Origin of the sequence: Micromonospora sp. SH-82, from assembly GCF_051132485.1 — a bacterium.
In the GTDB taxonomy this organism is placed as follows: domain Bacteria; phylum Actinomycetota; class Actinomycetes; order Mycobacteriales; family Micromonosporaceae; genus Micromonospora.
Genome location: NZ_CP148049.1, coordinates 3,865,358 through 3,888,025 on the forward strand (window position 1 = coordinate 3,865,358; position 22,668 = coordinate 3,888,025).

At 71.5% G+C, this 22,668-nt stretch carries 15 protein-coding genes; 10 read left to right on the forward strand and 5 right to left on the reverse strand.

Annotation, left to right across the window (positions count from 1 at the left end; genetic code table 11):
- Positions 1-81 precede the first annotated feature (81 nt).
- Positions 82-1,662: a tryptophan halogenase family protein gene (locus WHN02_RS17225; protein ID WP_434739756.1), complete on the reverse strand. Its 1,581-nt coding sequence runs from the start codon at positions 1,660-1,662 to the stop codon at positions 82-84.
- A 97-nt stretch (positions 1,663-1,759) separates the two neighbouring features.
- Complete coding sequence (locus WHN02_RS17230; protein WP_434739757.1) at positions 1,760-2,308, reverse strand: carboxymuconolactone decarboxylase family protein; 549 nt, start codon at positions 2,306-2,308, stop codon at positions 1,760-1,762.
- A 239-nt stretch (positions 2,309-2,547) separates the two neighbouring features.
- On the opposite strand from WHN02_RS17230, the gene WHN02_RS17235 reads away from it, so the two are divergent.
- Positions 2,548-3,285: a class I SAM-dependent methyltransferase gene (locus WHN02_RS17235; protein ID WP_434739758.1), complete on the forward strand. Its 738-nt coding sequence runs from the start codon at positions 2,548-2,550 to the stop codon at positions 3,283-3,285.
- A 117-nt stretch (positions 3,286-3,402) separates the two neighbouring features.
- Here WHN02_RS17235 and WHN02_RS17240 read toward each other — a convergent pair whose 3' ends face one another.
- Positions 3,403-4,254, reverse strand: a complete 852-nt coding sequence (locus WHN02_RS17240) for an alpha/beta fold hydrolase (protein ID WP_434739759.1) — start codon at positions 4,252-4,254, stop codon at positions 3,403-3,405.
- Between the two features lie 408 nt (positions 4,255-4,662).
- Between WHN02_RS17240 and WHN02_RS17245 the strand changes: the two genes are divergently transcribed.
- From WHN02_RS17245 to WHN02_RS17260, 4 genes are read left to right on the forward strand one after another with little or no spacing between them, the layout of a single operon-like run.
- The gene (locus WHN02_RS17245) at positions 4,663-5,670 is read left to right on the forward strand and encodes a glycosyltransferase (protein WP_434739760.1); all 1,008 of its coding nucleotides are present in this window, start codon (positions 4,663-4,665) and stop codon (positions 5,668-5,670) included.
- Positions 5,667-6,548 (forward strand): alpha/beta fold hydrolase, encoded by an 882-nt coding sequence (locus WHN02_RS17250; protein WP_434739761.1) that lies wholly within the window; start codon positions 5,667-5,669, stop codon positions 6,546-6,548. Before WHN02_RS17245 ends, WHN02_RS17250 begins: the two co-directional genes overlap by 4 nt.
- A 28-nt stretch (positions 6,549-6,576) precedes the next feature.
- Complete coding sequence (locus tag WHN02_RS17255; RefSeq protein ID WP_434739762.1) at positions 6,577-7,893, forward strand: glycosyltransferase; 1,317 nt, start codon at positions 6,577-6,579, stop codon at positions 7,891-7,893.
- Positions 7,890-9,146: an MFS transporter gene (locus WHN02_RS17260; RefSeq protein ID WP_434739763.1), complete on the forward strand. Its 1,257-nt coding sequence runs from the start codon at positions 7,890-7,892 to the stop codon at positions 9,144-9,146. The genes WHN02_RS17255 and WHN02_RS17260 overlap by 4 nt, the downstream gene beginning before the upstream one ends.
- A gap of 49 nt (positions 9,147-9,195) precedes the next feature.
- On the opposite strand, the gene WHN02_RS17265 is transcribed toward WHN02_RS17260, so the two are convergent.
- Complete coding sequence (locus tag WHN02_RS17265; RefSeq protein ID WP_434739764.1) at positions 9,196-10,863, reverse strand: (2,3-dihydroxybenzoyl)adenylate synthase; 1,668 nt, start codon at positions 10,861-10,863, stop codon at positions 9,196-9,198.
- Positions 10,864-11,232: 369 nt separating this feature from the next.
- On the opposite strand from WHN02_RS17265, the gene WHN02_RS17270 reads away from it, so the two are divergent.
- The 4 genes from WHN02_RS17270 to WHN02_RS17285 all read left to right on the forward strand — a co-directional run bounded on the left by WHN02_RS17270 (position 11,233) and on the right by WHN02_RS17285 (position 18,952).
- Entirely contained in the window at positions 11,233-16,467 is a 5,235-nt protein-coding gene (locus tag WHN02_RS17270) for a type I polyketide synthase (protein WP_434739765.1), read from the forward strand.
- Between the two features lie 123 nt (positions 16,468-16,590).
- A complete protein-coding gene (locus WHN02_RS17275) occupies positions 16,591-17,013 on the forward strand; it encodes an SgcJ/EcaC family oxidoreductase (RefSeq protein WP_434739766.1) in 423 nt (140 codons plus the stop codon).
- 91 nt (positions 17,014-17,104) lie between these two features.
- Positions 17,105-18,385 carry an FAD-binding protein gene (locus WHN02_RS17280; RefSeq protein ID WP_434739767.1) on the forward strand — a complete coding sequence of 427 codons (1,281 nt, stop codon included), beginning with the start codon at positions 17,105-17,107 and terminating at the stop codon, positions 18,383-18,385.
- Between the two features lie 210 nt (positions 18,386-18,595).
- The gene (locus tag WHN02_RS17285; protein WP_434743985.1) at positions 18,596-18,952 is read left to right on the forward strand and encodes an SCP2 sterol-binding domain-containing protein; all 357 of its coding nucleotides are present in this window, start codon (positions 18,596-18,598) and stop codon (positions 18,950-18,952) included.
- Positions 18,953-19,015: 63 nt separating this feature from the next.
- Here WHN02_RS17285 and pgi read toward each other — a convergent pair whose 3' ends face one another.
- Entirely contained in the window at positions 19,016-20,650 is a 1,635-nt protein-coding gene (pgi, locus tag WHN02_RS17290) for a glucose-6-phosphate isomerase (protein ID WP_434739768.1), read from the reverse strand.
- A 1,005-nt stretch (positions 20,651-21,655) separates the two neighbouring features.
- Between pgi and WHN02_RS17295 the strand changes: the two genes are divergently transcribed.
- Positions 21,656-22,657, forward strand: a complete 1,002-nt coding sequence (locus WHN02_RS17295; protein ID WP_434739769.1) for a glycosyltransferase family 2 protein — start codon at positions 21,656-21,658, stop codon at positions 22,655-22,657.
- Positions 22,658-22,668 lie beyond the last annotated feature (11 nt).

A 22,668-nucleotide genomic window follows, 5' to 3' on the forward strand; every position in this document is an offset into this window, starting at 1 on the left:
CCTGCCGCCCCACCGACCGCCCCGGGCCGGCCGCGGGTTTCGGGCACGATGGTCGGGGCGGTCGGTGGGGCAGGGGGGCGGTCAGCCCGGGCCGGCCGACCGGTGCAGTGTCCGGAGGTACTCGTAGTGGTCCGGGAGGCTCGATCCGTAGATCTCCCGTTCCTTGTCGATACGATCGAACATCTCGAACGCCGCGTCGTCGTTCATCAGTTCCACCGACGGGGGCGCCTTACGGAACGGGAAGTCCAGCCCGGACAGTACGGCCCAGAGGCTGCGGGTCTCGAAGAGCCGCAGCTGGCTGCCGTCCGGGACGATGATGCTCTCGGCGTACTCGGTCAGCTTCTCGGCCAGGCTGTCGGGGATCGGGGCCTCGCGGACCGCCTGCCAGAACCCGGTGTCGGCGCGATCGGTCAGGTGGTAGTGCATGATGATGAAGTCGCGCATGTCCTCGAAGGCGCTGACCATCAGCTCGTTGTAGCGGGTGGTCCGACGTTCGTCGAGGTCACTGTCGGGGAAGTGCAGTACCAGGAGAGCGAGTTGGTACTCGATCAGCGCGATCGTGGTCGACTCCAGCGGCTCCACGAAGCAACTCGACAACCCGACCGCGACGCAGTTGTTCACCCAGGACCGTCGGTTGTGCCCCACCCGCATCTTGATGTGGTTGCCTGACACGTCGTGGGCGCGGCCGCCGAGGAAGCTGCGCAGGTGCTGCTCGGCCTGGTCCGGCGTGGTCGTCCGGCTCGAGTACACGTAGCCGGTGCCCTCCCGCTCGTAGAGGGGGATCTCCCAGATCCAGCCGTCGCCACGGGCGTTCGCGGTAGTGTACGGGCGCAGGCCGTCGGGATGGTGGTCGGCGGGCAGTGCGACCGCGGAGTCGCACATGAGGTAGTCCTGGGCGCTGACGAACGGCTCCTGCAACGTCTGGTTGATCAGGAGTCCCCGGAAACCCGTGCAGTCGAGGAACAGGTCGCCGCGCAGTTCCTGCCCGGTGTCGAGGACCACCTTCTCGATGTGGCCGCGTTGGTCCAGGCCCACCGAACCGACGTCTGCGACGACGTGCCGGACGCCCCGACCGGTCGCCAGGTCCCTGAGGTACTGGGCGATCAGCGCGGCGTCGAAGTGGTACGCGTAGCGGTAGCCCGGGTCGGGCGCGTCGGTGCCGGGCAGCGGCTTCGGTGCCTTGTGCAGCTCACAGAGTCGCTGCAACGCCATGCCGGCCTCGCCGAACGTACGGGGTAGCCGGGTGTCCCCGGCGAGCTGCTGCTTGAGCCAGAAGTGCGCCAGCGAGACCCCTCGGCCGAACCGCTTGTGGAACGGCTGCTCGAAACTGGGAACCGGTGGTTCGGGAACCGTGAAGAACGGGTGGTAGTAGGTGTGGCGCTCGGTGCCGGGACGCGGGGTGCGCCAGTCGTTGAACCGCACGGCCGACTTGAAGGCGGCGTTCGTCCTCGGCATCCATTCCTCTTCCTTCATGCCGAGGAATCGGAACGTGGTGCGAAGCGTCGGGACGGTCGCCTCGCCGACACCGATGCGAGGGATCCGGGCGGATTCGACGAGCGTGATCTCGACTTTCTCACCGAAAGCCCGATTGAGGTACGCGGCGGACAGCCATCCCGCTGTGCCACCGCCGACGATGACGATCTTCTCGACTGGACGGGTCACGGGGCATCTCCTTGTGCGGTTGTCGGGTGGCACTGCCGACGGCAGGGTCGGGCAGGCAGACCCCGGAAGGTCCCCCGCCCGACCCTGGCGACGCCTGTCAACGTGCTCCGGCGAGTCCGGCGTAGCCGACCTGGACGAGCATCTCGGCGGCCCCGGAGTACCACTCCGGGGCATCGGGGGCCACCGTGTCGAGGCCGTCGACGTACCTGGTGAACAGTGAGAACATCGCCGCGATCAGCACGGTGTCGTGGATCTCCAGCTCGGTGGCACCGGCGGCTCGGGCGGCGCTGACCAGTTCGTCGGTCACCGACTTGCCGCTCTCGCGGACCGCCAGTGCGATCGTCAGCAGGGACTGGACCCGGGGGGAGACCGGGGCGTTGTGGGGGTCCTTCTGGGTCTGCGTGACGATCCGCGGGCCGTCCTCGAGCTGCGCGGCGGCGAACGCCCCGTGCGCCTCCGCGCAGAACGCGCAGTCGTTGCCCCGGGACACGACCGCGCCGATCAGTTCCCGCTCTCCCTGACTGAGCGAGTTGGGTCCCCGCATCAGGAATTCGACGAGTTCGCCGAGCGGCTTGGCGGTCTCCGGGCGGTAGGCGAACAGACCGAGAATTCCGGGCTTGTCGTCGTCGACGGTGATGTGCGACATGCGTCCTCCACGAGTCGGCTTACTGCCACCGATGGTGGTGATCCGGCCTGCCGGAATCCATATCCCAGGTTGCTCATGCCGTCGGCGTCGAAGTCGCGGGGAGGGCGGCACGAACGGCGCATCGTGCGAGAAGAACCGGGCGCCCGGGCGTGTGAGACTGAGCCATCGATTTCTGACCGGTCCGCACTGCCCGGAGCGGTCCCCACGGGGCGCGCGGCCGACGGCGATGGAGGTTGACCGTGCAGTGGTACGAGGACGACGAACTATGGTCGGGCTTCGCCGACTTCATGTTCGGGCAGCGGCGGGCGGGGGAGGCCGAGGAGTACGTCACCGGGTCGCCGTTGCTCGACTTCCCGCCCGACGCGCGGGTGCTGGACCTGTGCTGCGGGCCGGCACTGTACGTGGTGCCGCTGGCACGCCGCGGGCATCGGGTCACCGGGGTCGACCTCAGTCCGGCGATGCTGCACCGGGGCGAGGCGGCCTGTGCCGCAGCGGGCGTGTCGGCCGAGCTGGTGCAGGGCGACATGGCGACTTTCGTCCGCCCCGGCGGGTTCGACGTGGTGCTGAACATGTACACGTCGTTCGGGTACTTCGCCGAGCCGGAGCGCAACCGGCAGGTGCTCCGTAACGCCTTCGCCAGCCTCGCCCCGGGTGGGCAGCTCATCGTGGACGTGTTCGGCAAGGAGGTCCTCGCCAGGCGGGTGGGGCGCCCGCAGGTCGTCGAGCTGCCGGATGCCACGGTCTTCCTGCGTGACACGATCCTCGACGACTGGACGCGGCTGCGTACCGAGTGGACCATGATCCGTGGTGGGCAGGCGCGTACGGCGTCGCTGACCTCGTTCATCTACAGCGCGGCCGAGCTGCGAACCATGTTCGAAGACGTCGGCTTCGTGGACGTGGAGGCCTTCGGAGGTTTCGACGCCCGCCCGTACGACCCCCGCGCGACCCGGCTGGTGGTGCGCGGGCGGCGCAGGTAGCACCGGGCGGGGCAGCGGGGTGCGCGGTCCTGCGTGGCAGGGCCGGGCTGCGCCTTCCGCTGCCCTGCTCGGCTCCCTACCCGGGGCGGCCCGGTCCGGGCCGCCCCGGGCGCGACGTCACTGCCTACCGAGCACGGTCCTCAGTCGGCCCTCGAACGCTGCGGCCTGCTCGACGAAGCCGGTGTGTCCGCCGGGGAACGCGGTGGGCTCGACGTCGAGCAGCCGGGCGAGGGCCCGGGAGGTCCGGTCGCAACTCTGGCCGGCGGACTCGTCGCCGATGCCGACGACGATGCGGGTGGGCGCGGCGCGCAGCGCCGCGATGTCCGGCTGCCAGCGGGTGGTGCCGCGCAGTTCCCGGAGGAACCAGAACCGTTCGTCGGCGGCCCGCTGCGGGTCCCGTTCCCCGCCGAACATCTGCTCGAAGACCTCGTCGGGCAGGAAGATGTTCGCCTGGGCCAGGAACTTCCGCCAGGCGCCGGTGACGTCACCGGCGCGGTAGGCGGCGATGACCTCCTCGGTCTGGGCGTGCACCTCGTCCCGGTCGTCGAGCAACTCGTCGACCGGGGGTTCGTGTGCCACGACCGTGTGCACCTGCTCCGGGTGCCGCTGGACCAGGGCCAGCGCGGTGATCGCGCCGCCGCTGGAGCCGAGCACCGTCGCAGACCCCGCGCCGACGTGGGCCAGGATCCTGGACAGGTCGTCGGCGCGCAGCTCCGGGGTCGAGTCCTGCTCCGGGTCGTCGAGGGCACTGCGGTAGATGCCGCGCGGATCGGTGGTCAGCACCGTGTGGTCGTCGGCCAGCAGTTCCGCCAACGGCTCGAAGGAACGCGCGTCCATCGGAGCGCCGACGAGCGCCACCAGGGGACCCTGGCCGCGCAGTTCGTAGTGCAGGCGGGCGCCGGGGACGGCCAGCGTGTGACTCGTGGCCGGGGTCGCCGGCGCGGTCCGGACAGCCTCGTCGTTGATCATGTTCTTCCTTCCGTCAGGGGGCGTCGCCGGGTGGCGCGACGCCGACGGTCGAGCCGGTCGGGCGAACGTCTCGGTCGTAGGCGGGCATCACCGGCACCGCATGACGAACGACGCATGTGCTGGCGAGGTCACGTCTTACTGTGCGAATCGTTCGGATCAGGCGAATCGGCGGGCGACCAGGAGAGCAATCAGGAAGAAGTTCCACCGCGACGCCGACCATACGATCGTCCTGCTCCGCCGACCTGTCACGGACAGTGCCCTCGTCGGCGCTCTGCACGAAATCGACCGATGGTGATGGTGGCGATGAAACTCGTGGCGGTTCAGCACAGTCCACCTGGTACCGGTGGCGACACCACCGTTCGTCGCCTCGCCCGACATTTCACCGACCTCGGTCACCGGGTGCGGCTGATGACCGACCCCGGCGACGCCACGCGGTTTCACCAGGCCGCGCTGGAGTACGAAGCCGACGTCCTGTTCGGCACGCACGCCCTGCTGTCCGGTCGGTTGTTCTGCGGCTCACCGGTGCCGTACGTGCTCGCCTTCGGCGGCACCGACCTCAACGACCACGTGCACGACCAGGAGACCCTGGACGTGATGGCCGAGGCGGCGACCGGCGCTGCCGCGCTGGTCGCCTTCACCCAGGACTTCATGGCCCGGTGCGGTCGGTTGTGGCCGCAGGTGCTCGACCGGCTGCATCACATCCCCCAAGGGGTGTGGACCGATCCGGCCCGCCACTTCAGCCTCCGCCACCTGCTCGGCCTGTCGTCGCAGGACCGCATTCTGCTCCTGCCCTCCGGGCTGCGTCCGGTGAAGGATCCGTTGCTGCTGGTCGACGCCGTCCAGCGGTGGCACCGTGAGGACGCCCGGGTCCACCTGGTGATCGTCGGCCACTCGTACGACCCGAGCTTCGAGCGGGTCGTCCGTCGACGTTGTGCCGTCGCCCTCGGGGTGCACTACGTCGGCGCCCTGTCGCCACGTCAGGTGCACGCGGCGATGGCCGAGGCCACGATGGTGCTGAACACGTCGCTGGGCGAGTGCAGCCCGAACGCGCTGCTGGAGGCGATGAGTCTGGGCGCGGCGGTGCTGGTGCGCGACATCCCGGGCAACACGTGCGTGGTCCGGCACGAGGAGACGGGGCTGGTCTTCACCGACCCGGACGACTTCCTGCGCCAGGCACGTCGCCTCTGCGACGACGAGGCGCTGCGGCTACGGCTCGGCGGGGCGGCCCGCGTGCAGGTCGAGGCGCGACACGGGATGGCCGGCGAGCGGGATGCGTACGGCGCGATCCTCGCCGACCTGGCCCGGCGCGCGTCGTCGTCGGCCGGGGACCGGGTGTCCCTGCCGGGTGCCGTGGTGGTGCCGGCCGTGAACCTCGCCGGTACGCCTGACCGGGTGGCGACGGGGGCCGCCAGATGACCGAGCGGGTCCTCACCGTCGCGGGGGTGCCACTGGCCGTGCGGACCTTCGGCGCCGCCACCGACCCCGCCGTCGTGCTACTGGCGGGCGCCGCCGCGTCGATGCTCGCCTGGCCGGAGGCCTTCTGCGCCCGCCTCGCCGCCGACGGGCGGTACGTGGTGCGCTTCGACCAGCGCGACACCGGCCAGTCCGCCCGCTTTCCCGCCGGTGACCCCGGGTACGGTCTGGCCGACCTGGCCACCGACGTGATCGGTCTGCTCGATGCGCTGGCCCTGCCTCGCGTGGACCTGGTCGGCGCGTCGATGGGCGCGACGGTGGCCCAACGGGTCGCCCTGGACCACCCGCAGCGCGTGCGGACGCTCACCCTGTGGGCCGGCAGCCCGGCACCGCCCGGATCGGGAGACGCCGACCTGCCGCCGCCGGCGCTCCGGGTGCTCATCGACCTCGACGATCTCGACCGACCCGATCCCGACGACCGCGATGCGGTGGTCGAGCACCTGGTGGCGTTGGCCCGGCTGCGCGCCGGGAACGCTCGGGTGTTCGACGAGTCCGACGCCCGCGACCACGCCACCGCAGAGGTCGACCGGGCGGGCGACCCGCTGTGGGCCCTGACCAACCATGCCCTCGTCGACCCGGGTCCGCCGTGGCGCGACCGGCTCGGCGAGCTGCGGGCGGCGACGCTCGTGGTGCACGGCGGCGCGGACCCGTTGGTCCCGCCCGCGCACGCCCACGCGTTGGCCACCGCGATACCCGACGCGCGGCTGCTGATCCTGCCGACGGCGGGCCACGACCTCGACCGGGTCGACTGGGAGGACGTCCTGCCCGCCCTGCTGCGGCACCTGTCGGACGACGCCATGACATCCGGACGAGCAGATTGACCATGTTGATGCGAGTTCAGGAGGACGCGTGCAATTCAGGCCCTGCGACTGCACCCCGATGTGTGTGCTGCGGAGCGAGAACCCGCTCAGGATCCGCCGGACCAGGGCGGACGACGCCTCCTACGCGGAGCACTCCGTGTACCGCCCGTCCGGCACCGGCGGCGGGGATCTCGCCACGCGCCTGACGGAGTACGCGGTCCTCGCCCACGACCCCTCGGTGCGCGACGTGGCAGCCGACTACTGGCTGCACAGCAGGCCCTACTACCACGAGGTGTTGGCCCGGCTGGACACCCTGACCCGTACGGAGCGCGCGGCCGCCGACGCGTTCGACGAACTCGTCGAGCAGCCGGACGACGTGGTCGCCGAGAGGCGGCTGCGGGACCGACTCGCCGAGGTGATCGACCGACGGCCGGACCTGGCCGCACCGGCACGGGAGTCGGTCCGTCGAGCCGACCGCCACATCTACATCGGCTACCTGCGGGGTGCGGACTACCGCGGTGAACCGTCGGCGGTGACCCTGGACGACCTACGGACCTGGTCGGCCGGGCTGACCCCGCGCCCCGAGGTGCACGACCCCGACGTCCTCGTGGTGATCCCCCTGATGGACCGCGGGGGTACCGGTCGGATCCGGAACCTGATGGCCTGCCTGCTCGCCCTGCACGACCAGTCCCTTCCGGCGCACCGATACCAGATCACCGTCGTGGAGTTCGACACCGAGGCGCGGTGGCGGCACGTCGTCGAGCCGGTCGTCGACCACTATCGACACATCGTCGGTGGCGGTGCGTTCAACAAGTCCTGGACGCTGAACGTGGGCGTGCGTCACAGCCCCGGCAAGGCGCCCGTGGTCTGCCTGCTCGACGCCGACATCCTGCCCGATCGCCGGTTCCTGGAGCGCAACCTCGCCCGGTTCGACGATCCCGGCCACGCCGTGCACGTGCCCCACACCGACGTGCTGTCCCTGGACCTACCGGCCAGCGACGCGGTGATCGAGGCACGCTGCCGGGAAGGACGCGCGGAGGCCCCGTTGGAGCGATCCCGGGGGTTGCTGCTGCGCGACGTGCCTGGTGCCTGCCTGTGGTTGCGCCGGGAGACCTTCGACCGGGTCGGTGGTCTGGACGAGCGGTACCTCGGCTGGGGCGGTGAGGACGAGGACATGCTGGTGCGTTGCGCGGAGGCCGCCCCGGCCGTCCAGTGCGACGAGGTGCTCCTGCACCTGGCCCACGTACGACCGCCGATGCGCAACGACCAGGGGGATCCGTTCAACGCGCACCTGCTGGTCGGCAGCTGGACCGGGTCGTCGGGGTACGGCGAGTTGTCCGGCCCCGTCTCGGCAGCGGCCGGATGAGTCACCCCGCACCGACCGACTCCGGCGACCCCGGCCCGGTGTCGTCGGCCGTCGGGAGGGAGCCGACGGCGGCGTCCGCCCGGCTGGCCGCCGCCGGCATCTTCCTGATGGTCGGCGTCATGCTGGGTACCTGGTTCGCCCGTATCCCGCAGCTGCGGACCCACCTCGACCTGTCGTACGGGCAACTCGGCACGGTGCTCTTCGCCCAGATGGTCGGCGTGCTCGCCGCGATGCAGGTGGCCGGGCACCTCACCGGTCGGCTGGGCAGCAGGACGATGATCAGGCGCACCGCGTTGTTCGTACCCTGGTTCCTGCCGTTGCTGACGGTGATGCCCGACGCCGTGACCGCCGTCGTCGCCATGTTCTGCTGGGGCGTGGTCGCCGGGATGCTGGACATCTCGATGAACGCCCACGGTGTGGAGGTGGAGCGGGCCGCCCGGCGGCCGGTGCTGAACAGCCTGCACGCCGCCTGGGCCGTCGGCTCGCTGGTCGGTGCGGCGTCGGCCACTCTCGCCGTCCGGTGGGGAGTGTCCCTGCCGGTGCACTACACCGTGCTGGCGGTGCTGCTCTGTGGGTTGGCAGTGGTGAGCTCGGCGCGTCTGCTGCCGTCGGTCCCGGTGCCGGCGAGTACGCCGAAGCAGCCCCGGGCCCGGCTGTGGGAGGGCTGGACCCGGCAGGTGCTGGTGCTGGGTGGCATCGGTGCCTCGGTCGCCTTCTGCGAGGGCGCGGTGTCCAGCTGGAGCGGCGTGTACCTGCAGGAGAAGTGGGACGCGGGCACTCTGGCGTCGTTGGCGTACACGACCTATGCGGTCGCCCAGACGGTCACCCGACTGGTCGGCGACCGGCTGCACGACCGGGTGGGGGCGGTGCCGTTGGTCCGGGCCGGGGTCCTGGTCACAGTGGTCGGGGTGCTCTGCGCGGTGGCCATGCCCAGCGCCGGGTTCGCCCTGCTGGGCTTCGCCCTGCAGGGTGCCGGTCTCGCCGTGTTGGCCCCGATCGTCGCCGGGGCGGTCGGGCACGGCAGCTCCGCCGACGGTTCCGCCGCCGCCACCAGCCTGGCACTGGCCCGTTACAGCACTGTGCACTACGGCGGGATGATGGCCGGACCGCCGATCGTGGGTTGGCTCGCCGAGGTGGCGGGCATCGGTACCGTCCTGTGGCTGTTGCTGGTGCCGCTGGGCGTCGTCGGTGTGCTGGCGGCCGCCACCGCCCCCGCATCGCGGGCCCGTAGCCTGCACCGGGTCGCCACCTGAGGGTCGTCCCGGGCCGTTGCCGGCACCCGCCCGGCCCGGCCCGGGACGATCAGCGTCCCGACCGTTCGGCGACGAACGCCCGCAACGCCTTCTTGTCCACCTTGCCCAGCGGGGTCGTCGGCAGGGTCTCGACGGTCACCAGCCGCTCAGGCAGTTTGAAGGCGGCGATCCCGGCCCGGGCGAGTGCCTCCCGCACCACCGCCAGCTCGACCTGGGCACCGGGCGTGGGAATCACCACCAGGCAGACCCGTTCGCCCAGGTCCGGGTCGGGCAGTGCCACGGCGGCGGCCTGGTCGATCCCGTCGACCCGGACCGCGAGGGTCTCGATCTCCTCAGCGTTGATCTTCTCGCCACCCCTGTTGATCAGGTCCTTCTCGCGCCCCGTCACGACCAGGTTGCCGTCGTGTCGGCGCCGGACCACGTCGCCCGTGCGGTACCAGCCGTCGACGAAGGACCGCGCGTCGAGGTCCGGCGCGCGGTAGTACCCGGGAGGTGTGTACGGCCCCCGGGTGAGCAGCAGACCCGCCTCGCCGGGGGTGACCGGGCGGCCCGCGGCGTCGACGATCCGGATCTCGTCGTCGGGGCTGATCGGCCGCCCCTGCGTGTGGTGCACCACCGAAGGAGGATCGTCCAGCCGGGTCAGGCAGAGCAGCCCTTCCGCCATGCCGAAGACCTGTTGCAGCCGGCAACCGAGCACCGGACCGATCCGTTCGGCGACCTCCGGGGGCAGCCGGGCGGCACCGACCTGGATCAGCCGGAGGGAGGTCAGGTCGAAGCCCGGGGCGTCCGTGCGGTGCTGCACCCAACGCTGCGCGACCGCCGGTACGACCGAGGTGACCGAGACCCGTTCCCGTTCGATGGCGGTGAACGCCACCTCCGGTGTCGGCGAACCGGCGAGGACCACCCGACCGCCGGTCAGCAGGGTGCCCAACACCCCTGGACCGGTGTACGGGAAGCCGTGCCCGAGCGGCAGCACCGCCAGGTACGTGTCGTCCGGACCGAACCCGCACAGCTCGGCCGCCCGGGACACCATGTACGCCAGGTCGTTGTGCGTCCGTGCGACGAGCTTCGGCCGCCCGGTGGTCCCTCCGGAGAGCTTGAGCAGGGCCACGGATCCCGCCGCCGGCGCGGCCGCGTCGAGCCGGGCGGCAGCACCGGCAGGGTCCTCGGCCGGCGTGAACAGGGCCCGGAGGTCGACTCCGCCGGGCCGGATCGCGGTGCCGGCGACCAGCACCAGCGCTCCGCCCGGCTGGTCGGCGGCGACCTCGTGCGCCAACGTCTGATGGTCGAAGCCCCGGTGGCTGTCCGGCACCACCAGCGCCCGGGCACCGGAGTGGTCGAGCACCCCGACCAGTTCGTGCCGCCGATGCTGGGTCAGGGCCCACACCGGCACCGCACCGAGGCGTAGGCACGCCACGGTGGTGAGGACGTGTTCCCAGCAGTTCGGCAACTGCACCACGACCCGGTCCCCGGCGCGCAGGCCGAGCCCGGCCAGCCGTAGCGCGGCACCGTCGGCGCAGGCCGTCATCTCCCGGTACGTCATCCGTGTCTCGCCGTCGACCAGGCACTCCGCATCCGGCCAACGGCGCGCGACGGCCCACAGGTGTTCACCGAGCGACAGGGCCTGCCAGTAGCCGAGTGCGACGTAGCGGGCTGCCAGTTCCTCGGGCCAGGGCACGGGTCCGTCGACGCTCGGTCGGACGGCTGTTCCGGACATCGTCGCTCCCGTGGTCGTCGGCGAAGGGGACGACCGCCGCCGTCCTACCGGAAGCCTAGGAAGGCCGGTGACGGGTTGTCGTCTCACCGATTGCTGAGTCCGTCGTCGCCCTCACCTGCCGATCGGGCACGCCGCAATCCAGGAGTTGTGCCGATACCGGCCCTGGACAGAGGCTGTCGCCTAATGGATGGCCCGTTCCGTTGCGGGCTTTCCCGGTTTACCCGGGGCCCGGAGGTCGTCGGCGGTGGACCCACCGCCCGAGCCGCCTTCCGGTGCTCGACAGACGTGTCGTGTTCGTTCCGTGAGCTGAATGAGGTGCGGGACTTGAATGAGAGCGAAGTATCCGAAGAAGCCGTTGCCGTCATCGGGATGAGCTGCAGATTCGCCCCGGACCTCGACTCGCCGGAGAAGTTCTGGGATTTCCTGGTGAACGGGCGCAGCGCCGTCGGTGACATGCCGGAGAAGCGGTGGAAGTCGTACGCCACGAGTAGTCCCCAGGCGACGGCGGTCCTGCGGGACACCACATTGCGTGGCTCCTTTCTCGACGACATCGAAGGATTCGACGCAGAGTTCTTCGGCATCTCACCGCGTGAGGCCGAGTTTCTCGACCCGCAGCAGCGGTTCATGCTCGAGCTGTCGTGGGAGGCGCTCGCCGACGCCGGGGTGCCACCGCTGTCGTTGCGGGGCAGCGACACCGGCGTGTACGTCGCCGCCAACTCCAACGACTACGGGCGCCGCCTGCTCGAGGACATCCCGCGCACCGGCGCGTACGCGGTCAACGGCACGACCTTCTACGGCATCGCCAACCGGGTGTCGTACTTCCTGGACCTGCGGGGCCCCAGCATGGCGGTGGACACCGCCTGCGCCGGGTCACTGACGGCGCTGCACCTGGCGGCCCAGGCACTGCGTACCGGGGAGACTCCGGTGGCCATCGTCGGCGGGGTGAACATCATGGCCACGCCCGCCCTGAACGTGGCGCTGCAGGGTGCCGGTGCGATGTCGCCCGACGGCCGCAGCAAGGCCTTCGACCGTGACGCGGACGGCTACGGCCGGGGTGAGGGCGCGGGCGTGGTGGTGCTCAAGCGGCTCGCCGACGCCCGCCGCGACGGCAACCCGGTGCTGGCGGTCATCCTGGGCAGCATCGTCTCGCAGGACGGACGCTCCGACGGGATGATGGCACCCAATGCGCAGGCACAGGCGCAGATGCTGCGTCAGGCCTACGACCGCGCCGGAGTGGACCCGACCACGGTGAGCTACGTGGAGGCGCACGGCACCGGCACCCCGACCGGTGACGGCAAGGAGATCGAGGCTCTCGTCGAGGTCTTCGGAGCGGGCCGGGAGCCGGGGGACGTGTGCCTGATCGGTTCGGTGAAACCCAACGTCGGCCACGTGGAGGGCGGCTCCGGCATCACCGGCCTGATCAAGACGGTGCTGGCCATGCAGCGGGGAGAGCTGCCCCCCAGCCTGCACACCGAGCCCACCGGGCACGTGGACTGGTCCACCTGCGGGTTGCGACTGGTCGACACCCGTACCTCCTGGACCTCCGGCGGTCGGGTGCGCCGCGCCGGGATCTCCAGCTACGGCGTCGGCGGCACCATCGCCCACCTGATCGTGCAGGAGAGCCCCGACCCGGCGCCGGTGCAGACCGTCCCGACCGTCCCGACCCCTGCGGTGTACCCCCTCTCCGCCATGTCCGAGGCCGGTCTGCGCGGGGTGGCCGGGGCGACCGCGGACTGGCTGGACGCCCACCCGGACGCCGACCTGCGGTCGGTAGCGCACACCCTGGCGGTACGCCGCTCGCACCTGTCGCAGCGCGGCGCGGTGGTCGCCGACTCCGCCGACCAGCTGCGACGACGACTCCGTGTCCTCGCCGAGGGGCGCTCCGCCGCCGGGGTGGTGACGGATCGGTGCGCGCCCGGACAGTCCACCGGGGTGGTCTGGGTCTTCTCGGGGCACGGCGCTCAGTGGTCCGGCATGGGCCGGCAGTTGCTGGTCGGTGACCGGGTGTTCGCCGGTGCCGTCGACGGACTCGCCGAGGTGTTCCGGGCCGAGCTGGGCTGGACCCCGCGCGAGGCGTTGGAGGCCGGCGGCCCGTGGAGCGCCACCCACGTGCAGGCCCTGACCTTCGCCGTGCAGGTCGGCCTCAGCGCGAGCTGGTGCAGCAGGGGTCTGGAACCGGGTGCGGTGATCGGGCACTCGGTCGGTGAGATCGCCGCCGCGGTGGCCGCCGGGGTGCTGGACGTCACGGAGGCGGCCCGTTTCGCCTGTCGGCGGGCGGCGGCGCTCGACCGGGTCTCCGGGCGTGGCGCGATGGCCATGGTCGCTCTGCCCTTCGCCGAGGTCCGTGAGCGGCTGGTCGGGATCACCGGGGTGGAGGCGGCGATCTCGGCCGCTCCCCGTTCGACTGTCGTCTCCGGCGACCGGGACGCGGTGACCGAGCTGACCGCCACCTGGCGCGAGGCCGGGTTGGACGTCCGCACCGTGGACACCGACATCGCCTTCCACAGCCTGCACGTCGACGAGGTGCTCGCCGAGGTCGAGGCGGCGGCACGGGCACTGACGCCACGCGCCCCGATCGTGCCGTTGTACAGCAGCGCACTACCCGACGCACGCTCCGACAGCCCTCGTGACCACACCTACTGGACGACCAACCTGCGCCAACCGGTGCGTTTCGCCGAGGCGGTCGAGGCGGCCGTCGAGGACGGGCACCGGCTGTTCCTGGAGGTCTCCTCGCACCCGGTGGTGGCCCACTCGATCAAGGAGTGTCTACGGCACCGTGACGTCGAGGACGCTGCGGTCGTCGGCAGCCTGCGCCGAGGCGGCGAGGAGGTGGCCACGCTGCTGGGCGGGTTGGCGGTGCTGCACTGTCACGGCGCCGCCGTGGACTGGGGCCGGGCCCACGGTACGGGCGAACTGCTGCCGTTGCCGGCGACGGCGTGGCAGCACCGGCCGTACTGGATCTTCCCGACGGACGGCGTCGAATCCGGTCCGGGCGGCGGCCACGACCCGCAGCAGCACAGTCTTCTCGGCGGCCGGATGACGGTCAGCGGCACCCCCAACAGGCAGGTCTGGCAGACCTACCTCGACATGAACACCCGGCCGTATCCGCAGAGCCACGGCCTGGTCGGGGTGGAGGTCACCCCGGCGGCGTCGATCATCAACACCTTCATGGCGGCGGCCGGGCGGGAACAGCCGCCGGCGTTGACCGACATCGTCCTGCGCACCCCGCTGGCTGTGGTGCCGCCGCGAGTCGTGCAGATCGTGCGGGAGGACCGGCTGTTGTCGCTGGCCACCCGGGTGCCCAGCGAGTCCGGAGGCGACGACGGCGACGAGTGGATCACCCACACGACGGCGACGATCGACCCCACCGCCGCGGTGCCGTCCGGGCACGTCGACCGCGAGGCGGTGCGCAACCGTACCGAGCCGGGGTCGCTGCGCCGTATCGACGAGATGTTCCGGCGGATGGGTGTGGAGGGCTATGCCTTCCCGTGGGACCTGGAGGAGTTGCGTCGCAACGACGACGAGCAACTCGCCGTCCTGACCGTCGAACCGTCCGCCGAGTACGCCGGCAGTTGGGCGCACGTCATCGACGCTGCCCTGACGATCAGCGCCGCGGTGGTCTCCCCGGGCGACGCCACGGTGCTGTGGATGTCCCGTTCGATCGACCGGGTGGCACACCGGGGTGAGCCGCCGGCCCGTGTCGTGGTGCACAGCCGACGTTCGCCGCGTTCCCCCGGGGACACCGTCGACGTGGTGGTGGCAGGCCTCGACGGCAGGGTCGTCTGTGAGGTCACCGGGCTCAGGTTCGCGGCGGTGGAACACCTCGGCACGGCCGTCCTGCCACGGGACCTGGTGCACGAGGTCGTCTGGCGGCCGCTGCCGTCCGAGACCGCCGACCGGGACGCGGCGCGACCCCGGCAGGTCGTGCTCGTCGGAGACCCGGACGTCGGCGCGGTCCTCGCCGCCCGGTTCACCGCGTCGGGGGTGCGCTGCGTACACGTCCCGACCGGGCAGGGCGACGACGGGTGGGCCCCGGACCTGCCCGCGGCGGCGTTCACCGAGCCCGGAGTGGTCCTCGTTCTGCCGCCCCCGGTCCACCCCGGCGGGCAGGTGCTGGAGGTGACCGAGCGGGCGGCGTGGACCCTGATCCGTACCGTGCAGCAACTGGTCGACCTCGACGGCAGCGCCCCCGAGGGTTTCGCCGCCCAGCGGCTGTGGTGCCTGACCCGTGGGGTGCGCGACGCCGTCGAGGAGTCCTCGCTGGCGTACGCGCCGCTGTGGGGCCTGGGCCGCATCGTCGCCGGCGAGCACCCGCAACTGTGGGGCGGGCTGGTCGACGTCACCGACGTGACCCCCGACGTCGCCGACCGGCTGCTGTGGCTGACGGGGGTCGTGGCCGGCAGTGAGGACGTCATCTCCCTCGCCGACGACGAGGTTCGGGTGGCCCGGTTGGCCCCGGTCGAACGCAGCGCCGACGGAAGGCCGTTGCAGTGTTCACCGTCGGGAACGGTGCTGATCACCGGAGGGCTCGGTGCCCTGGGCCTGGAGGTGGCCCGGTGGCTGGTCGACCGGGGCGCCCGGCGGATCCTGCTCGCCGGACGGCGGGGGCTGCCGCCGCGTACGGAGTGGGACGGGGTCGGCGACCCGCAGGTGCGCCGACAGATCGACGCGGTGTTGTCGCTGGAGGCCCTCGGGGTGACGGTGACGGTCGTCGCCCTCGACATCACCGACGCCGAGCGGGCCGCCGAGGTCCTCACCTCGGGTTCCCTGGGCCTGCCACCGATCACCGGCATCGTCCACGCCGCCGGGGTGGTCAACGACGACCTCGTCGACAAGGTGGACCTGGCGGGGCTGCGCGAGGTCCTGGCGCCCAAGGCCGCCGGGGCGCTGGTGCTGCACCGTCTCTTTCCGCCCGGCAGCCTGGACTTCTTCGTGATGTTCTCCTCCTGTGGCCAGTTCGCCCGGTTGTCCGGGCAGGCCAGCTACGCGGCGGCGAACTCGTTCCTCGACACGCTGGCCGCCCACCGCAACGCCGGTGGGCAGACCGGCACGGTCAGCCTGGGGTGGACGGCCTGGCGCGGGCTGGGCCTGTCGGAGAACCTCACCACCACCATGACCGAGGCGAACTCGCGGGGCCTGGAGGCGGTGTCGGTGTCGGAGGCGTTCCGCGCCTGGTCGTTCGCCGACCGGTTCCAGGCCGACTACCAGGCGATCCTGCGGGTTCTGCCGACGCCGCCGAACCTTCCGCGGGTGCCGATGCTGCGGGAGTTGGTCCCGCCTGCCGCCGACGCGGGCGCGGCGGCCGGCGACGGCGTCACCTTCGACCTGGCCGACCTGGACGAGGCGACCGGCCGGGACCGGATCACCGCGGACGTCCGGGAGCAGGTCGGTGCCGAACTCAACCTGGACGCCGCGGACGTCGAGCTGAAGCGGCCGTTGGTCGAACTCGGCGTCGACTCGGTGATGACCGTCGCGCTGCGGGTCAGGCTGCTCCGCCGGTACGGGCTGGACCTGCCGCCGACGATCCTGTGGGCCAAACCCACTGTCGCCGCCCTGGCCGGGCACGTCTACGAAGCCCTGAGCCCGACACCCGAACGCGGCTGACGCCGTCCGTCGGCCGCCCCTGCTGTGGCGTGGCAGGTGCCTGCACCTGCCACGTCGGCACCACCGGGACCCGGTGTGCCGGCAAGAGACATCCGTACCGACAAGCGAAGGGTAGTGACCCAGATGAGCATCACCGAGCAGACCTCCCCGGCAGCCACCGGAACCGACCCGAAGGCGGAGGTCGCCGCACTTCCCCAGCGTCTCGTCGCCGCCTGGGCCGAACACGACTCCGCCGCGTTCGCGCAGCTGTTCACCTCGGACGGGACGATGATCCTTCCCGGCGTGTTCTGCCAGGGCCACGAGCAGATCCAGCAGTTCATGACCAACGCGTTCGCCGGTCCGTACCGGGGGACCCGGGTCACCGGGCAGCCGTTCAACATCCGGTTCCTCGGCCCGGACACCGTCGTGATGCTCACCCAGGGCGGCGTGCTCGCTCCGGGTGAGGAGGAGGTGTCGGCCGAGCGGGCGGTGCGGGCCTGCTGGCTCGCCGTGCGTACCGACGGCCAGTGGCGACTGGCGGCCTACCAGAACAGCCCGAAGAACTAGGCACGCCGCAGAGGCGGTCGCGACGGACCGGCCCCGTTCACCGGGGCGGGTCCGTCGCGAGGGCGGCACCGAGGCGTCGAAGGGAACGAGGGTGGAGCAGGCAGTCCTGGATCTCACGGCTGCGGGGATACGCCTGACGGGTGTGCTGAGCACCCGCGACGTGGACCGGGCGCGGGTCGCCCGGGATTTCGGCGGGTTCGTCCGGCACCTGCCCCGTGCGGTGCTCAGGCCGGGATCCGCGCAGGACGTCGCAGCGGTGGTCGGGCACTGTCACCGGGCCGGCCTGACGGTGGTGGCCAGGGGTGCCGGGCATTCGGTGGACGGGCAGACCCAGACCCGCGACGGCCTGGTGGTGGACATGGAAACCCTGTCGACGGTACGGCGGGTCGGTGCCGACCGGGTCAGTGTGGACACGGGCGCCCGGTGGAGCACCGTCGTCGTGGCCACGCTCGCCCGGGGACTGGTCCCGCCGGTGCTGCCCGACTATCTGGAGTTGACGGTGGGCGGCACGCTCTCCGTGGGCGGCATCGGTGGCACCAGTCACCGGTACGGCTGCCAGGCCGACAACGTCCTCGACCTCGACGTGGTGACCCCGGACGGCGACCTCGTGACGTGTTCCCCCGGGCGTGACCGGGACCTGTTCGACGCCGTACGGGGCGGCCAGGGCCGTCACGGCATCGTCACCCGGGCGACGTTGGCGTTGGTGGCGGCACCCCGGCAGGTACGCCGCCACCAGCTGACCTACACCGACCTGGCCACGTTCCTCGCCGACGCCAACCGGTTGGCCGAGCAGGGTCGGTTCGACCACCTGGTCGGGCTGGCCCGCCCCGGCGCGGGGCGGGACTGGGTGTTCGGGCTCGACGTGGCGTACGACGTCGACCCCGGGGGGCTTCCCGACGACAGGGCGTTCCTGGGTGACCTGGCGTACGACTGCGAACACGAGCCCGCCCGGACCCTGCCGTACGGCGGGTTCCTGGGTCGGTACGCCTCGATCGAGACCCACCTACGGGCGGTGGGCTCCTGGCAACACGACCTGCACCCCCGGTGCACCGTCCTGCTGCCCGGTCGACACGCGGTGTCGGTGATCGGGGCGGTCCTCGGTGGGTTGACCCCTGCCGACCTGGGTGTCGGGGGCAGTGTGTTGGTCTATCCGATCCCGACCGCCCGACTGGTCGCGCCGAACGTGCCGAAGGCGCAGGACGACCCGGTCACTGTGGTGTTCGGGCTGCAACGTACCGCTGCGCAGGGTGACGCGGCGACCCTGGCCAGGATGCGGCGTGACAACGCGGCGCTGCGTGCCGCGGCGGTGCGGGTCGGGGGTGGCGGCTATGCCTACGGCGGAGACGACGACCCGGTCGCCCTGCGGTGCTGAGTGCTCGGCGCTGTTCCTGCCGGGACGTGACGAACGTACCGCGCGACGGGCGCGGGTGCGAGGGTTCCAGGAGAGGGCAGAGCTGTGACAGAGACGAATCCCGCGACGTCGGAGCGCATCCGAGAGCTGGTCGACGGCGTTCACCATCCCGACTCGCGAGTGTTCGCCCGGCTGGTGAAGCGAACGCGGACCGAGGACCTGCGGGAGCTGATGAGCGGCGGGCACCGCCACGCGGTGTTGGAGGAGTTGTTCGTCCGCATGCCCCACGTGTTCCGGGCCGACCGGGCCGGTTCGCTGCAGGCGGTGGTGCACTGGCGGATCGGTGACCGGCCCGACGGTGGATCCGACACCTACCAGCTGGTGATCGACGGTGGTCGGTGTGTGGTGTCGGCGCAGCCGGATCGTGAGCCCGCCCTGGTCCTCACGATCGGCGCTGTCGACTTCCTCGCCGTCGTCACCGGCAACGCCCACCCGGTCGTCCTGGCCATGCGGGGCAAACTCAGGAGCAAGGGGGACCTGGGCCTGACCGCCAAGTTCCCCACCCTGTTCGACAATCCCAAGCCCTGATCGGCGTCGAGGACACCCCGGCCTGAACCGTCCGTTCGGCGGACGGTTCAGGCCGGGCCGGTGTCAGCCCCGGTCGCGGTGGCGGCGGTAGCGCCGGATCAGGGTGGCGGTGGAGGAGTCCACCCCGTCGAGGTCCGGGGCGTCCCCGGTGAGCAGGGGGGCGAGTTGGTTGGCCATCACCTTGCCGAGCTCCACCCCCCACTGGTCGAAGGCGTTGACGTCCCAGATCGCCGCCTCGGTGGCGACGACGTGCTCGTAGAGGGCGACGAGCTGACCGAAGGTGCCCGGGGTGAGCTTCTCGGCCAGGATCGAGGTGGTCGGGTGGTTGCCCGCCATCACCCGGTGCGGGACCAGTTCCGCCGGGGTCCCCTCGGCGGCGACCTGCTCGGCGGTCCGCCCGAAGGCCAGGGCGGCGGTCTGTGCGAAGAAGTTGGACATGAACAGGTCGTGCATGTCGGCGATGTCGTGGTTCGGCGTACCGAACGCCACGAAGTCGGCCGGGACCAGCCGGGTTCCCTGGTGGATGAGCTGGTAGAAGGCGTGCTGGCCGTTGGTCCCCGGCTCACCCCAGAAGATCTCCCCGGTGTCGTACGACACGGGCGTGCCGTCGCGGGTCACCGACTTGCCGTTGCTCTCCATGGTCAACTGCTGGAGGTACGCGGGGAACCGGTGCAGGTACTGCGAGTACGGCAGGACGGCGTGGGTCTGCGCGCCGAGGAAGTTGGTGTACCAGACGTTGAGCAGCCCCAGCAGGACCGGTGCGTTGCGGGACGACGGCGCGGTGCGGAAGTGCTCGTCCACCGCGTGGTAGCCGGCGAGCATCTCGGCGAAGCGCTCCGGCCCGATGGCCAGCATCACCGACAGGCCGACCGCCGAGGGCAGGGAGTAGCGCCCACCCACCCAGTCCCAGAACCCGAACATGTTCGCCGGGTCGATGCCGAAGTCGCGTACCCGTTCCTGGCTGGTGCTGACCGCGACGAAGTGGCGGGCCACCGCCGAGGGGTCACCGTCGAGCCCGGCCAGCAGCCACCGGCGGGCCTGCTCGGCGTTGGCCAGGGTCTCCTGGGTGGAGAAGGTCTTGGAGACCACCACGAACAGGGTGGTCGCTGGGTCCAGGTCGGCGGTGGCCTCGTGGATGTCGGTGGGGTCGATGTTCGACACGAAGCGGCAGGTCAGTCCGGCATCGCGGTAGTCCTTGAGCGCCTCGTACGCCATCACCGGCCCGAGGTCGGACCCGCCGATGCCGATGTTGACCACGGTCCGGATCCGCTCACCGGTGTGCCCCCGCCACTGACCGGAGCGGACCGTCTCGGCGAAGGCACCCATCCGGTCCAGGACGTCGTGGACGTCGGCCACCACGTCCTGACCGTCGACGGTCAGCGTGGCGTCGCGGGGCAGCCGCAGAGCGGTGTGCAGGACCGCGCGGTCCTCGGTGGAGTTGACGTGGGCGCCGGAGAAGGTCGCGGTGATCCGGTCGGCGAGTCCGACCCGGTCGGCCAGCGCGGTCAGCAGGCGCAACGTCTCGTCGGTGACGAGGTTCTTGCTGTAGTCCACGTAGAGGTCGGCCATCTCGATCGCGAGTCGTCCACCCCGGTCCGGGTCGGCGGCGAACAGGTCCCGCAGGTGCGTCTCGCGGATCTCGTCGGCGTGGGCGCGCAGGGCCTGCCACTCGGGCGTGCTGGTGACGTCGGCAGCCATCGGATCGATCGTCTCCCTCGCAGGGGTCGGCAGCCCGCCGGCGTTGTGCCGACGGTGATCGCCAGCGTGCCAAAACAGAGATCACAACGCGAGTCTGACGCGGCCGACGGCGGGTGTCGGTGGTGGGCCCCGGGGTGGGGTGCGGCGCGGTCGGGCCTCGTGGGCACTGCGGAGCGGTGTTCGTTCGTCCGATGGGGAAAGCCCGTTCCCGGCACCGATACGGTGCTCGACGGGGACCGAGTGGTGGGACGTCCGGCGAATCACCCGGATGCGGCGCGCCGGATACTCGAATCGGCCATTCCGCCCGTCCATTAATGCCACCCCGAGATTGGCACATCATTTCTCGACTCGGCGACGAGTGCCGACGGACGCTGCCTGGTTCCGGCGACCGGACCCGTCCGCCGGCGGTGCCGCAGGCCGCCGCGAGAGGCCCCGACCGGATCCCGGTCGGGGGCCGCCGTCGGTTGCGGGTCGGCCCGGGAGGGGGTGTCGATCGCGGATCGGGGCCGTACCAGCAGGTGGACGGCGGGGGTGTCGGAGCGCCGGACGCGGTGCCCCGACCTCCGGACGATCTTTCCCCAAAGTCGCCGTCCGTGATCATGCCGACACAACGTGCACGACGGACGAAACACGATCCACCCCCGCGCGTCGTCCACAAGCGTCGATATTGAGCTTTGTCGAACTTTTGAATCGGAATTTGGAGTTTCGGTGGGCATTCATCGGCGATTTTCCGTCGACGCATGTGTGTGCTTCGTGAACAGGCTGTCAAGCCCTTGACGGTCTCCCTGAGTGCGCGCAAGATATAGTCGGCCGTCGTTCAAGGTCGCGTGATGGCCATTCCTGTTCTGTATCTACCGGCGCTTCGTGAACAACGAACGAAGTCCTGTCCGGCAATCTCATCGCACTTTTGTTCGGACCGCCGGCCGCCCGGTGGCCGAGCCCGAACCCGCGCAGGCCCCGATCGGTCGTCCCCGCAACCGAGCCGGAGCGAGAAGGAGAGGCACCGTGCAACCACCGCTGGTCTCCGTCGTCATACCGTGCTACAACCGGGCCCGCACGGTCGAGCTGTGCGTCCGCTCCGTACAGCGGCAGACCCACCCGCACATCGAGATCGTCGTGGTCGACGACGCCAGCACCGACGACTCGTACGCGGTCGCCGCCGCCACCGGAGCCACTGTCGTCCGGGCCACGACCAACGGCGGGCCGGGTGCCGCCCGCAACATCGGAGCCGACCGGGCGCGCGGTGAGATCCTGTTCTTCCTCGACGCCGACGTCGCCCTCGAACCCGGCAGCGTCGCCGCCGCTGTCGCCCAACTCCGCGCCGACCCCGGCCTCGGCGCGATCTGCGGGGTGCTCCGCCCGGAGTCGCTGCTCTCGCGGGGGATCGTCGCCGAGTACCGGGCGCTGCAGATGTACCACTGGTGGCTGGCCCAGGAGGGCCCGACGGAAGGGCTGCACACCGCTCTGTGCGCGATGCGCGCCGAGGTGTTCCGGCAGCTCGGGCCCTTCGACCCGGACCTGCGGCACACCGAGGCACCCGAGTACGGACACCGGATCCGGACCCGGTACGAGGTCCGCACCACCGCCGACATCTCCGGGGTGCACGACCACGACACCACCCTGCGGGTCCTGCTGCCGAAGGTGTTCCTGCGGGCCTGGGCCAGCGCCGAGCAGGTCCGCCCCGGGGAGGTCCTCGGCGGGGCGACCAGCCGGATCGTGGCCAGCGTGATGGTCCTCGCCGGGGCGCTCACCCTGCCGTTGCCCCTGGTCGTCGGCGCCCCGGCGGCCGTCGTCCCGGCCGTTGCGCTCACCGTGGCGCTCGCCGCCGACGCCGGGACCTACCGGCGGGTGGCGGCCAGCCGGGGGATCGGGTTCGGTCTGCGTTTCGCCGCCGTCCACCTGCTCTACCAACTCACCTCCGCCGCCGGTGCGGCGATCGGGACGGCCCGACGGCTCACCCTCCGGTCCACCGGCCGGACCCGTGCCGCCGTCGGGATGTCCCGGTGACCGGGTCGGCG